Origin of the sequence: Acinetobacter sp. UBA6720, from assembly GCF_002454215.1 — a bacterium.
Taxonomy (GTDB): domain Bacteria; phylum Pseudomonadota; class Gammaproteobacteria; order Pseudomonadales; family Moraxellaceae; genus Acinetobacter.
The window spans coordinates 1-13,278 of sequence record NZ_DKIK01000037.1; the positions used below are offsets into that span (position 1 = coordinate 1).

Genomic DNA, 13,278 nt, shown 5'->3' on the forward strand with positions numbered 1-13,278 from the left:
ATCATTTGCCAAATTCGGCGAATAATATATGCCAGCATAAAAATGCCCCTTATTTCACCCGTTGACCGGTAATTTCATCGAAAAAGGCTTTGTTATCAGGTTCACGACCCAAAAAGTCTTTGACCAATGCTTTGGCAGGTTTTTGCCCCCCTTGGGACAAAATCGTTTGACGATAGTGCTGCCCCACTTCAGGGTTATTTAAGTTATCACCAAAGGCTGAAAGCATGTCCAACGCCATCACTTCTGACCACATATAACCGTAATAACCGACTTGATAACCGCCCATGATGTGACCAAACTGCCCCGGAAACTCAGTGGTCGGAACATAACCCAAAGCCGTTGCACCTTCCATTTTTTCCCAAACCTTTAAGGGCTGAACCTCTCGTGCATCACTGCCATGTAGTGCCATGTCATACTGTGCATACAACGTCTGACGTGCATAATGTAAACCGCGTCCATAGCTATGCACGGCATTGAGCTTAGTAATCAATGCATCATCCACGCGTGGGCAGTCAGGTTTACAATAATCTGCCACCTTGGACAAAGTCTCTTTGCGTCGTGCCCATTCCTCATACATTTGTGAAGGTGCTTCGACAAAGTCTCGCTCAACCGAAGTTCCTGACTGAGATGAAAAACGTGTGTTGGATAAAATGCCATGCAACGCATGACCAAACTCATGTACAAAAGTTTCTAACTCATCGCTATTTAAACCATTACGGTTAAAGTTGGTGACCAGTGCTGAAATCGGTTTGCGTCCAGTTAAGCTACTACCACCATAAACACCCCACACAGCAGCATGCCCATATTTGCCTTTACGTGGAAATTTATCCATATATAAGCCACCGAGCAGTTGCCCAGTCTTGGCATCGGTCACATCGTAATATTCCACTTCATCTTGCCAAACCTCAACTTTGGCAGGCTTAAACTTGATGCCATACAAGTTTTCAGAAATCGCAAACAGCCAATCTTGAGAAGCTTGAGTTGGGAAATACTGACGTAGCTGCTCTTGGTCGACCTGATACTTGGCTTTGCGTAATTTTTCACTCCAATATGCTTCGCTCCAACGCTCAATACTGGCTTGCTCAATAGGGATATTTAAACTTTGTGCTTTAAACTCACGTAAAGCCTGAACTTCCTTTTTCTCTAGGGGCGCCACGGTAGCATGCACCTCTGCCAAGAATTTATTCACGGTTTCAGGGTTTTTCGCCATCCGACTTTGTAGTACCCACTCGGCATAACTAGACTTACCAAACAGTTGTGCTAGCTCATAACGTAAGTCCATGGCTTGCTTCAGCAGCGCTAGATTTTTCTCACCGCCACGTCGGGTAAATGCAATTTGATAACGCTTACGTGCGTCATCGTTATCTGCCAACTCCATAAAAGGACGATAATCTGGATACTCAAACCCGAGTAAATAATTACCCTTGTCATTTTTCTTTAAGCCGTCGATATAACTTTGTGGCAGGCCTTTTAGCTCATCTGGGCTAAATTCGAGTTTTTCAGGATTATCACGTACATTACGTGCATACTCTTGTTCAATTTTTGCCAGTTCATCAAAAATCGCTTTTAAGCGTGCTTGTTTATCTGCTGAAAGCTGTATCCCTGTTTTTTCAAAACCTTCCAAAATATCTTCACGGAACTTGGCTTCAATTGGATCAGCAATTTTAACTTTTTTAATTTGTTGATATAGCTTTGGATTTTGATAAACATCGGTTTGGAATTGGCTAATTTTAATTTCACAGTCTTCAGCCGCTTTACGCAGTGCCTCATCAGGGTCAACATTGCTATACAGACCAATCGGGCCGTAAAAATCTTCAAATGATGCAAAAATACGATCCCATTCAGCCAATACAGGCGCTGCTGCCGTTTCGTTTTTAAGGGGCTTATTTTCAAACGCTTTGAGTTGCTTTTTCACATCCGCAATTTTGGCATTACACAGCGCAGGGATATCTTTGGCTTGAAAGCTCGGCAAGGTTTGGCGCTGTGCTGTTTCAGCCAAAGCCATCTGATTCATCCCTAGGCCCAACATGCACAATGCGGTGAATTTAAAATGTTGCTTTTTCATCTTGACTCCAGTTTTATTTAATTTCTATTTCTTCAAATCAATATCTATATACATCCACTCTGCGGGCAGTATGGGATGCTTTTTAAATCCAATCACACGCGGTTGTGCCAAGATATTTCGATAACGCGCGCCAATCACCTGCACAGGCATATACACTTCCAGCAGGCGTGACATTTTGGCGTAGATCGCATCGCGCTCTGGACTCGGTGTCATCTTCTGAGCTTGTTCATATAAGCGGTCATATTCAGAAATTTTGGCACAGCCATTGTTGGTGATTTTGATGTTCTTGCCATAAAACAACTGCATAAAGTTATCTGCATCAGGGTAGTCTGCTATCCATGCTGATGCCTTAAACATGGTTTTACACTGTTTTTCTAATTTCAAAGCTTCAGCAAAAGGCAGAGACTTGGTGGTCATTTTGATTTTGATGCTATCTAAAGTTTTTTTCCAAAACTCGGCCTGTTGTTGACTGCGTAAATTATTACCCGAAAGTGTCATCTCAATCACCAAAGGTTTGCCATTCGGCTGAGTACGCCAACCATCAGCAGCGACTTTATAGTGATAACGATCTAACAATAAATTTGCTGCTTTGACTGAATAAGGAATGCTACTTCGATAATTGGGATCGTAACCAATGACACCACTTGGAATCGGTGCTTGCAGTTTTTGCGCATCACCTTTTTGTAAAATATTGATATAGTTATCAGCTGAAAAAGCCATCGCCATAGCACGGCGCAGGGCAATTTTATCTTTACTTAAACCGCCAACCACTGGGTTTTGCATATTCCAATAATGATAGTCAATCGAAGGGTCCGTGATCCTTGACAACTGTACACCTTTCTTAACCAACTCAGGTTTTAGTTTCCCATCTTGTAAGGCCTGAACTGTCAGCTCACCATCAAGGGCAAACAAATCTACTTCATCTTTAATAAATGACAACCATCGCGACTGGCCCTCTTCCATCACTTGAATATCAATCACCCCTATTTGTGGCATCTTTTTGCCTTGCATGGCTTTGACGATTTTTTGGTCTTCAGGCGTACTGGCCTTAAAGTTCCAAACAAAACTTCGGAAATCAGGATTGGCCTTTAAAATAATCCGCGAACCTGGCGTCCAACGGCTGAGCATATATGGCCCTGTGCCTATTGGATGCCCCATCACAAAACCCGCTTTGTCACGATATTTTTCGATGACTTCCCGTGCAACTGCACCTGCAGGCTGATGCGCAAGCAGCATCGGAAAGTTCTGATCGGGGCTGGTCAGACGAATGACCAAGGTATAACGGTCTGGTGTTTGTAAGCCTGCGATAGGTTGGTCGTAATTGAATTTCCCTGTTTTCTGTGCTTGTTTCAGCAAAGCCTCCATCCCCAAGATTCGCCCATCGAGCAACCAACTGTTGGGTGAACGCAAGCTCGGATCCAGTAAACGCTTAAAGGTATATACATAATCGGCCGAAGTCAGCTCACGCTTTTTACCTTTAAACACGGGGTCAGCAGCAAAATAAATCCCCTTTTGCAAACGAATGGTATAGGTCAATCCATCTGCACTCACCTCAGGTAAAGCCACAGCTGTTCGTGGTACCAATTTCGCAGGTGAGGCCAAATAATCGTAAGTAAATAAAGTTTCAAAAATCGAACCGTTGACATGGGCCGAGTACAAGTCATGCACGCCCGCAGGGTCAAAGCCTGTTTCAGCTACAGGAAAAACATAACGTAAAACTTTTTTCGGGTCGGCAGGACTTTGTGCAAAACTGGAAATTGAACTACTCAGCAGAATGCTGCCTGCCAGAATGCTCAGCCCCCATCGTTTAAATTTCTGATTTAGATTTTTCATTGTGTTCGATATCTCAATTATTTTTTATGGGCTGAATATCAAGATATTGCCAGTTAGTATTCATCATCGGATGGGCTTTAAACCCCTGAACTTGTGGATGTAACAACCAATTTCGAATGCGACTGTTATGAATAATCCATGGATTATCCGCTTCAATTTGGCGACTGAGTTTTTCATAAAATGGTTGTCGCTGAGGTGGTGGGAGTGCCATCGCCTGTATATAAAGTGCATCATAGGCTTTGGACTGGTAGCAACTGAGATTACCCTGCGCCGAATTGGGTCCATACAGCAGTTGAGCAAAGTTTTCCCCTTCAGGATAATCCGCAATCCAAGCCCCACCCCAAACCATATATTTACATTGCATCGCAGCTTTTAAGTTATCGGCAAAGTTACTCACGATAAAATCAGCACGGATACCAATGGCATCTAAATTTTTCTTCCACAGTTCAGACTGAATCACGGAACTGGAACTATTTTCGGTCATAAACTTGAGCGTTAGAGGTTGACCATTGGGTAGGCTGCGATAACCATCTGCCGCTTTTTTATAACCGAAACGATCCAGTAATTTATTCGCCAAGAGCGGGTTATAAGCCACGCTGCTACGATAGTTGGGATTAAAACCTTGTACCCCCTCAGGCACCAACATTTCAGACTTCACTGCCTGCCCTTTATACAGTTGTTTAATGGCTTCTGCTTGGTTATAGGCCAAACTAATCGCGCGTCTTAATGCAACTTTTTCAAGCCCAAAACCACCAACTGTAGGATCTTGCATATTAAACATGGTGTAGGTGATTTCAGCGTCTTTATTGGGGAAATGCTGAATACCCTGCTTGACCAGTTCAGGTTTGAGTTGCTTACCATTTAAGGCTTGCGGCACCGCATTGGACGTGAGTTTATCAAAGTCGAGTTGTCCCGATTTAAATGCAAGCCAACGTGACTGCTCTTCTTCAATAATACTGACATTGACTTTACCAATTTGCGGCATTTTTTTGCCTTGCATCTCTTTGGCCAGACGCTTGTCCCAACTCGAACCTGTAGGTTTAAAGTTCCAAATAAAACCACGGTATTTCGGGTTAGCCACCAGCTCAATACGACTCCGCGGTACATATTTACTCAACTGATAAGGTCCTGTCCCCACTGGATGCTGCGCAATTCGATCCCCATAAAACTCCACTACTTCCCGAGCTGTTCCGCCAAATGTGGCATAAGCCAAGATATAGGGAAAGTTATAGTCTGGACGGGTTAATGTGATTTGTAGTGTGTATTTATCAATCGCCTTTAGGCCAGAAATCGTAGCATCATAATTAAACTGACCTGTTTTCTTGGCTTGGGCAACAGCAGCATCTCCACCGACAATCTTACCTTCAATAAATGAATAAGTCGGCGAGCGATTTTTCGGGTCCATAATCCGCATCATGGAATAAATATAATCCTGCGCAACCAATTCCCGGGGCTTTGCTTTGAATGCCGCGTCATCACTGAAATAAATCTTGGGCTGAATTTTAAAGGTATAGACTTTGCCCTCTTGCTCAATTTTTGGCATCGACACTGCGGTATTTGGAACCAATTGAGCGGGACGCGCCAAATAATCGTATTTTAAAAGCGGCTCAAAAATGGCTTGGGCAATACTACCACTATAGAAATTATAAGTTTTAACCGTATCAAAACCATCATCGGGGGCTTCATAGGCAATATTTAATATTTTATTTGGATCCGCAGGTGACTTTGCATAAGCGGAAACACCGAAACCTATCACAAGGGATAAAGCAGCAACCTTAAAATTTTTTGAATTCAAGTCCGTACCTATACACATATTTTTTAAGCCATGTTATCTCATGCAAAGCATGGTCAATTTGTCAGTGTTCTTTCTCCCAACATCACACCGACAAAAAAAATAAACACAAGCCCATGTTTTATAAATTAAATTTTAGTTTTTAAAAATAAAAAACAACCATGGGCATCTATTCACCACAGCGATAAAGCGAATATCATGCCACGCTCATTTTTTTATGATTCTAATTTAACATTTTGCAGGAAAAATACATGCTTATTAATTAGTTATAAAAATTGCGCTAAAAACACCAAGATACATTTTGCCAATTAGTAGCCATTTTCAAAGATTCACTTTACATAAACTGTTGCACAGATTTAATACACCAATGATTCAAATATGAACATTACAAGTTAGAATAAAAAGCCTAATGTTATACATAAGATACTGTTTTAATTTAATTAAAATAAAATATGCGATAGAATTATTTTTTGAATTTTTTATTAAAAATTCAAAAAAAGACGACTCATTTTAGATCATTTATTATATGAATAATCATTTTATGACTATTTTTTAATCTATTTATAAGTAATTTTTTGCCATTTAAAATCCACAATTAATCAAAATGTGGAGGAAAATTACATAAAAGATAACAAAACATAAAATAAAACAATATATTCCAATAACTTAATTCATAGTCTTTTGCATATCACCAAAAGTTGGCATTTGCCTTGCAATCCCCCTGCACAGCAATACCGCTAAATATAGAAAAAGAAGGGTTGAATTTACGATGCAAAAAAACAAACTTGTTCGATCTATGGGGACCCCAACCATCAGCAAATCAATACTTAAACTAAGTACCCTGACTTTAAGTATGATGTGTTTGTCTTTAGCTCATGCAGAAGAAACAGAAAGCTCAGTCTCAGCAGAACCAACTAAAAAAGTTGCCAAAGTGACTGTCACAGGTTCCTCTATAAAAGGGGTCGCAGCTCAAAGTTCTTCACCCATTACCGTCATTAAAGTTGAAGAACTTGCTCAACAAGGTGTTACAACTGCCGAAGAAGCATTAACCAAAATTAGTGCAAACCAAGCCGGTTACAGTACGGCTCAAAACGTAGGTGCAAGTAATACTTCTGGCTCAACTGCAAATTTACGTGGTCTAGGCTCAGACAAAACTTTAGTCTTGTTAAATGGTCGTCGCTTAGCCTATAGCCCATTTAGTACATCCGAAACCAACTTAAATACCATTCCACTGGCAATGGTAGAGCGAATTGAAGTCCTTCGCGATGGTGCCTCTGCGGTCTATGGTGCAGATGCAATTGCAGGGGTGATTAACTTCATCACAAAAAAACAATATGAAGGCTTTGGTATCAGTGGTGGCGCACTTAAGCCAGAAGAAAAAGGCGGAGAAGAATACGATGTCTCTATCTTTGGTGGCTATGGCGATTTAGATGAACAAGGCTTTAACGTTTATGGCGCTGTCAGTTACCAGAAGTCTAAAGAAATTATGGCCAAAGACCGAAAAGTCAGTCGCCGTGGAGGACTTTTACCAGAACTAGGGATTGATGGGAGCTCTGCTAACGGCTTTCCAGCCAACTTTTATGACCCAACCAGTAGCATACAAGCCAATCCTTATGGCAATGCCAACTGTAATAACACACCCAATGTCGTTGCAGATGGTGGCTTATGCTTTTTAAACACCCAAGCCCTGATTGCAATTCAACCAGAAACAGAAGACCTATCTGCGCTTGGACGAGCGACATTTAAGTTGAGTGATCAATTCAACGCGATTGCAGAATATGTATATGCAAAAAATGAAGTCACAACTTCGATTGCACCCGATGTGTATAGCCGATCTGTAACTATTCCGAAAAGTAGCCAATACTACCCAGGAGAAGGTATTACTCCTGCGGTTAATGGCTTAAGTGGTGACCCGTTACAACTCTACCTCCGCTCACAAGCAGGTAATCGTGTTTCTAAGTCAACCAATGAATCGCATCGTATTTTTGCGGGTATTGAAGGCGAAGCTTATGGCTGGAACATCGACAGCGGTGTGACCTATGCTCACGGTAAAGCAAGTGATAGTTTTGTAAGTGGCTACTTAAATAGAAACAAACTTCAAGAGGGTCTAGACAACGGCACCATTAATCCCTTTGGTGCTTCGGCAGATGCAAATGCTTGGAGTTCATTAGAAGTCAGCGGTACGACCAATGAGGCAACTTTAGATTCAACTACATTTGACTTTACGATCAGCCGTCCTATTTTCACCCTTCCTGCAGGTGATGTCGGCTTTGCCTTTGGAGGGAGCTTTACCACCCAAGATTGGGAAGCGACTGTAAACTCAGATCTTGTACGACTAGTCCCAGGCAGTGGTATTGACCCAGATAAACCCGTCAGTAAAGGTGATCGTGACATTACAGCTGTTTTCTCTGAACTACAAATTCCCATTACTTCCACCTTAGAAGCGCAACTTGCTGCCCGTTACGATGACTACAGCGACTTTGGCGACACCTTCAATCCAAAAGTAGGTTTACGTTGGGAACCATTAAAACAATTAATGTTCCGAAGCACCTACAGTACAGGCTTCCGCGCGCCAAGCTTATATGAAATTAATGCACCACAAAGCCAAACCTACACAGGTGCTAAATACAATGACCCTGTACTTTGCCCAAATGGTATCGACTCAACGCCAACGCAATACAAAACAGAATGTAATACTCAATTTAAGCGCATGCAAGGCGGATCAGCAGACTTACAACCCGAAGAATCAACCACAATAACAGCAGGTTTCGTTTTTGAACCAATCAAAAACCTTGTCTTTACAGCTGACTATTACAATATCGAAATTGATGGCTTAATTGACACCATTAGTGATGCCATGATTTTCCAAAATCCAACAAAGTACGCAGATCGTTTTGTTCGTGATTCAGAAGGTCGTATCCAATATGTTAATACAACACTGGTAAATATGGGGGGGATCAAAACAGAAGGTGTCGATCTTTCCTTAAACTACCTTGCACCTATGACAGCTACAGGACGGTTTGGTTTCGGGATTGATGGTACATATATCATCAAATACGACAAACAAGAAGAAAAAGGTGGGGCATGGGAAGGCAAAGTCGGAACATATGATGACCCTGCTGTACTGCGTTGGAAACACACAGCAAACATTAACTGGAGCTATGAAGACTGGAAACTGGTCTTTGAACAACAATTCTTCCGCGGTTACCATGACCAGAATGCAACAGGCGAAGAAGGCTATGATAACCACAAAGTTTCAGACTATACCCTCTACAACATTGCAGGCACCTATAAAGGTTTCAAAAACTTAGAGCTTACAGGTGGAATTAAAAACTTATTTGATGAAGAGCCTGCAGCATCTAACGTTCTAGATAACTTCCAATACGGCTATGACCCTCGTTACAGCGATCCGACAGGACGTACTTTCTACTTAAGAGGTACGTACAAGTTCTAATCAGACATACACCACAGGTTGAAACACTCAATCTGTGGTGATGTTTTCTCATTCTCAATTTTGGCTAAACACAGACTGCTTTTTTCAACGTGATGTTCACGATTTAAACAGCAAATTTAGCTCGAATTTCAGGAGTAACTATGGGCACAAAGTTTGAAGATTTAGAAAAAAACTCCGCCAAGAAACTAACTGGTATTGGCGTCGTAATTTTCTTACATATCCTTGTTGGCTTAGTGCTAATGGCAGGTTTAGCAAAAGACATCATCAAACCCTCAACAGCACCTGTTGAATTAGTCATTCTGCAAGACATCAAGCCACCTGAGCCAGAGCCACCTAAAGACATTCCACCAGAGCCCCCTAAAATGGTGGAAAAAGTAGCGCAGCAGCCTGATCCAAAACCAGTTGAAAAAGTCGTGCCTGTACAAAAAACAGTTTCTACACCAGTGTCTAAACCGACTGTAAGCACACCCACTCCAACTGCTGTATCCCCGTCTCCTAGCCCAGAATCCGCACCCGCACCAGTAGCCGTTGCACCTACTCCAACACCGAAACCTGCAGGAGTTACACGTGGAGTATCGGAAGGAGAAGCTGGATGCAAAGCTCCAAGCTATCCACGCGAAGCAGAGATGAGTGGCATTTCTGGCACCGTCCTGATTTCGGTCTTTGTCGATACCAATGGTAAGGCGCAAGAAGTCAAAGTGAAGCGTTCAACAGGTGACCGTACTTTAGACCGTGCGGCAATGAAAGCGTATAGCTTGTGCACATTTAAACCGGCAATGAAAGATGGCGTACCACAAAGTGCTTGGTTCGACATTCCATACGAGTTTGTCCTCGAATAATTGAAAGAAAATCTAGATGAAATAAGGAGTTACACAATGAAAAATTTAAAGAATTTTACCGCAGCAAGCTTGCTTGGAATGAGTGCATTACTTCCGTTACAAACAACATTTGCCGAAGAAACTAAAGCACAAGCAACAGCAGTTACAACAGAAATTGCCAACATTGATAAAGCTGCTGTTCATGTTCCCCCACCACTACCTGAACAAGCATCTTCAACTGTAGAAAAAACACATAACCCTTATGGCTTAGAGGCCATGTGGAAAGAAGGGGATCTCGTTGCAAAAGTGACCCTTTTTATTTTGGTGATTATGTCGATTGGTACATGGTACATCATCATCACCAAATGCTTACAACAAGGAAAAATTCGTAAACAAGGCCAGCATGCTGAAAAAAACTTCTGGGAAGCCACGTCTTTAGACAGTGCAACTGAAGGTTTAGACGATGCAAGCGTGTATCGCTTTATTGCAGAGAAAGGTATTAAGTCGACAAAAAACCACGGAGGCACGTTATTAGAACGGATCGACTTTAATACATGGGTCACCATCTCAATTCAACGCGCTATCGACAAAATTCAAAGCCATTTAAGTGGCGGACTGGCATTTCTTGCAACCGTAGGCTCAACCGCACCTTTCGTAGGTTTATTTGGTACGGTTTGGGGCATTTATCATGCGTTAACGGCCATTGGCGTATCGGGTCAAGCCTCTATTGATAAAGTTGCAGGTCCTGTAGGTGAAGCTTTAATTATGACTGCAATTGGTTTAGCTGTAGCGGTTCCCGCTGTGCTTGGTTACAACTGGTTAACCCGTCGTAATAAAGCTGTAATGGAAGAAGTTCGTACCTTTGGTTCAGACTTACATGCGGTGCTATTAAGTGGTGAAATCAGTACTAATAACCCGATTAACCGTGATATGAAATAAAAAATGAGGAATCAACCATGGGAATGACGGTTAATTCAAATGACAGCGATGATGATGTAATCGGAACCATTAATACCACACCATTGGTTGATATTATGTTGGTTTTACTGATTATTTTCCTCATCACTGTACCTGTTGCGATTCATACCGTACCAGTCAATTTGCCTGAAGAAAAGAATGTACCCTATGAAACCAAACCTGAAAATATTCAACTTGCTGTAAACAAAAATGGGGATATTTTTTGGAATGAAAACTACATAGCAGATAAAGCAACTCTACTCTCTCGGTTACAGGCGGAGGCACAAAAAAGACCGCAACCTGATGTTCACATTCGTGGTGATCAACTGACGCCATACGATGCGATTGACCAAGTCATTACAACCACACAACAAGCGGGTATTGGCAAAATCGCCTTTGTCACCACACCGCCCTCTTCACCTTAATCAAAGAAGGATTCAGCTATGGGTATGAATGTTGGTTCCAATCAAGATGATGAAGATGTGATGCTCGATGTCAACATGACTCCCCTGATTGATGTCATGTTGGTGTTGTTGATTATGTTCATTATCACAATCCCACTACCAAACAATGCCATTAATATCAATCTACCCAATGGTACGCCACCACCGACTCAGGAAAAACCGCCTGAGATTGTAGAATTACGTCTAGATGCTCAAGGCAAAATGTTTTGGAATGAACAACCTGTTGAGTCGAAGCAAGCCCTAGAAACACTACTGCAAACGGTCGCACAAAAAACAAATCAAGACCAAATTAAGCTAAAAGCTGATCGCGCAACGGAATACAAATACATTGCGATGGTTATGGCGGCAGCTCAACGCCTTGATGTGAAAAAAATTGGAGTTGTAAGTAATCAATAAATAAAAGCATCATAAAAAAACCGCTGACCACGTTTAAGGTCAGCGGTTTTTTATTTTTTTAATGCTTATATAGATGACTTTAACACAGGGATATCCATCCACAACGCCTGTGGAAAATGCTTCGCCAAATAACCCTTTAAATAAGATGCCGTATCTTTAGAAATGAGTTCATCCTGAGATTCATCATTTAGGTTATAGGCCAAAGCATAGAGCTCTAAACCACGGTTTTTCAATGCTTCTAAACTTAAAAGAGTATGATTAATACTGCCCAAACGCCCCGAACTTACCAAAATCACAGGCAGTTGCTTGGCTACAATATAGTCGATACTGAGTAAATCTGTGGTTAAGGGCACCATCAAGCCACCCGCACCCTCTAATAACACCGCCTCATATTTTTCAGCCAGTTGCTGTGTGGCGCGCTCAATTTTTTCAAAATCAATCTCGCGTCCATCAAGCTTCGTGGCCAAGTGTGGCGATGCTGGATAAGTGAAAATTTCAGGCATGGTCAGCTTGCTTTCATCCTCTGGAAACCAACCCATTCCCATAATTTCACGGTGCTGTTCAATGTCTTCAGAAACATCGACATTGCCCGTTTGCACTAACTTTTGAGTAATGGTTTTCTTGCCTTGTTCATTCCAAAGTTTGGCTAAATAGCCTGTGGTATAGGTTTTCCCAATGCCTGTATCTATTCCACTGATAAAGTAAACTGATCCAGTCATGGCATTCTCCGTGCTATACAATAAATAGGATGATAGCTCAGGCGATAATGGATCAGTCCTGATGCATCCTGTTGTGAAAATTGTTGATAATCTTGATAAAAACGTTCGAGCGAGTGCTTGGTCCAACGAAAGTTAGATGCCGTTGCCGTGACACCTGTGGCTTTTAAATGTTGCAATACCTGTTTCGGTGTCGCAAAGTCTAAGTATTCAATTTGTTCAGACAAATGTAGAACGTCAAAGCCTTGGTTTTGCAACCTTTCCCGTAGTTGATCGAGCTTTAAATAAGCTAAGCCTTGTCCCGTTAAAGTCTTAATTTCTTGTAAATTCCGTTCACCAAAGGTGGAAAAACAAAACAACCCTTGTGCAAGCAGACTGTCATTCGCTTTATGGAAAACAGCATCGAGATCCGTCATCCACTGTAGCGCTGAAGTCGACACAATCAACTCTAAAGCATCAGGAAAATTGAGCCGTTCAATGTCACCCAACAACCAGTCTATATTTGAATAGCCCTGAAAGTGTTGTTGTACCTCTGGATATAAATCATTCAGTAGATAGTGTGAAATTTGGAAATCTTTCAGCAATAAATGGCTTAAATTTCCTGAACCACAACCAATTTCAAACACCCGCTCAAATTGCGTTTTAGCGGCATAATGTTGAATTAAATCAAAAAGCCGTCGTGCAATTTGCTTTTGCACAATCGCATGCTCAGTGTAACTTTGCCCTGCCTGAGCAAAGCGCAATGCGACTTGGGATTTATCAATCTCTGAATTTTTCACGACT

10 protein-coding genes are annotated in these 13,278 nt (G+C 41.8%); 5 read left to right on the forward strand and 5 right to left on the reverse strand.

All coding sequences use genetic code 11. The features are described 5' to 3' along the window. Window positions 1-49: 49 nt before the first annotated feature. The 3 genes from B4F08_RS03260 to B4F08_RS03270 are packed head-to-tail and all read right to left on the reverse strand — an operon-like array spanning window position 50 to window position 5,711. Window positions 50-2,065 carry a M3 family metallopeptidase gene (locus tag B4F08_RS03260; protein WP_291373131.1) on the reverse strand — a complete coding sequence of 672 codons (2,016 nt, stop codon included), beginning with the start codon at window positions 2,063-2,065 and terminating at the stop codon, window positions 50-52. Window positions 2,066-2,089: 24 nt separating this feature from the next. Next, window positions 2,090-3,898 (reverse strand): ABC transporter substrate-binding protein, encoded by a 1,809-nt coding sequence (locus tag B4F08_RS03265; RefSeq protein ID WP_291373133.1) that lies wholly within the window; start codon window positions 3,896-3,898, stop codon window positions 2,090-2,092. A 13-nt stretch (window positions 3,899-3,911) separates the two neighbouring features. Beyond that, window positions 3,912-5,711, reverse strand: coding sequence for an ABC transporter substrate-binding protein (locus B4F08_RS03270; protein ID WP_291373135.1), 1,800 nt, complete (start codon window positions 5,709-5,711; stop codon window positions 3,912-3,914). Between the two features lie 748 nt (window positions 5,712-6,459). Between B4F08_RS03270 and B4F08_RS03275 the strand changes: the two genes are divergently transcribed. From B4F08_RS03275 to B4F08_RS03295, 5 genes are all read left to right on the forward strand, one after another. Then, on the forward strand, window positions 6,460-9,144 hold the full coding sequence (locus tag B4F08_RS03275; protein ID WP_086208730.1) for a TonB-dependent receptor: 2,685 nt from the start codon (window positions 6,460-6,462) through the stop codon (window positions 9,142-9,144). 140 nt (window positions 9,145-9,284) lie between these two features. Continuing rightward, window positions 9,285-9,983, forward strand: a complete 699-nt coding sequence (locus B4F08_RS03280; RefSeq protein ID WP_291373138.1) for an energy transducer TonB — start codon at window positions 9,285-9,287, stop codon at window positions 9,981-9,983. Window positions 9,984-10,019: 36 nt separating this feature from the next. Beyond that, window positions 10,020-10,901 (forward strand): MotA/TolQ/ExbB proton channel family protein, encoded by an 882-nt coding sequence (locus B4F08_RS03285; RefSeq protein WP_086208732.1) that lies wholly within the window; start codon window positions 10,020-10,022, stop codon window positions 10,899-10,901. A 17-nt stretch (window positions 10,902-10,918) separates the two neighbouring features. Then, window positions 10,919-11,344, forward strand: a complete 426-nt coding sequence (locus B4F08_RS03290; RefSeq protein WP_086208733.1) for an ExbD/TolR family protein — start codon at window positions 10,919-10,921, stop codon at window positions 11,342-11,344. A gap of 18 nt (window positions 11,345-11,362) precedes the next feature. Beyond that, on the forward strand, window positions 11,363-11,779 hold the full coding sequence (locus tag B4F08_RS03295; protein WP_291373141.1) for an ExbD/TolR family protein: 417 nt from the start codon (window positions 11,363-11,365) through the stop codon (window positions 11,777-11,779). 65 nt (window positions 11,780-11,844) lie between these two features. Here B4F08_RS03295 and bioD read toward each other — a convergent pair whose 3' ends face one another. After that, window positions 11,845-12,498: a dethiobiotin synthase gene (gene bioD, locus B4F08_RS03300; protein WP_119063737.1), complete on the reverse strand. Its 654-nt coding sequence runs from the start codon at window positions 12,496-12,498 to the stop codon at window positions 11,845-11,847. Continuing rightward, window positions 12,495-13,274 (reverse strand): malonyl-ACP O-methyltransferase BioC, encoded by a 780-nt coding sequence (gene bioC, locus B4F08_RS03305; RefSeq protein WP_119063736.1) that lies wholly within the window; start codon window positions 13,272-13,274, stop codon window positions 12,495-12,497. The genes bioD and bioC overlap by 4 nt, the downstream gene beginning before the upstream one ends. Window positions 13,275-13,278 lie beyond the last annotated feature (4 nt).

Coding starts and splice junctions, on each gene's coding strand:
- B4F08_RS03290 (WP_086208733.1), top strand. CDS start 10,919: ATGGGAATGACGGTTAATTCAAATGACAGCGATGATGATGTAATCGGA.
- B4F08_RS03280 (WP_291373138.1), top strand. CDS start 9,285: ATGGGCACAAAGTTTGAAGATTTAGAAAAAAACTCCGCCAAGAAACTA.
- B4F08_RS03285 (WP_086208732.1), top strand. CDS start 10,020: ATGAAAAATTTAAAGAATTTTACCGCAGCAAGCTTGCTTGGAATGAGT.
- B4F08_RS03295 (WP_291373141.1), top strand. CDS start 11,363: ATGGGTATGAATGTTGGTTCCAATCAAGATGATGAAGATGTGATGCTC.
- B4F08_RS03265 (WP_291373133.1), bottom strand. CDS start 3,898: ATGAAAAATCTAAATCAGAAATTTAAACGATGGGGGCTGAGCATTCTG.
- B4F08_RS03275 (WP_086208730.1), top strand. CDS start 6,460: ATGCAAAAAAACAAACTTGTTCGATCTATGGGGACCCCAACCATCAGC.
- bioD (WP_119063737.1), bottom strand. CDS start 12,498: ATGACTGGATCAGTTTACTTTATCAGTGGAATAGATACAGGCATTGGG.
- B4F08_RS03270 (WP_291373135.1), bottom strand. CDS start 5,711: ATGTGTATAGGTACGGACTTGAATTCAAAAAATTTTAAGGTTGCTGCT.
- B4F08_RS03260 (WP_291373131.1), bottom strand. CDS start 2,065: ATGAAAAAGCAACATTTTAAATTCACCGCATTGTGCATGTTGGGCCTA.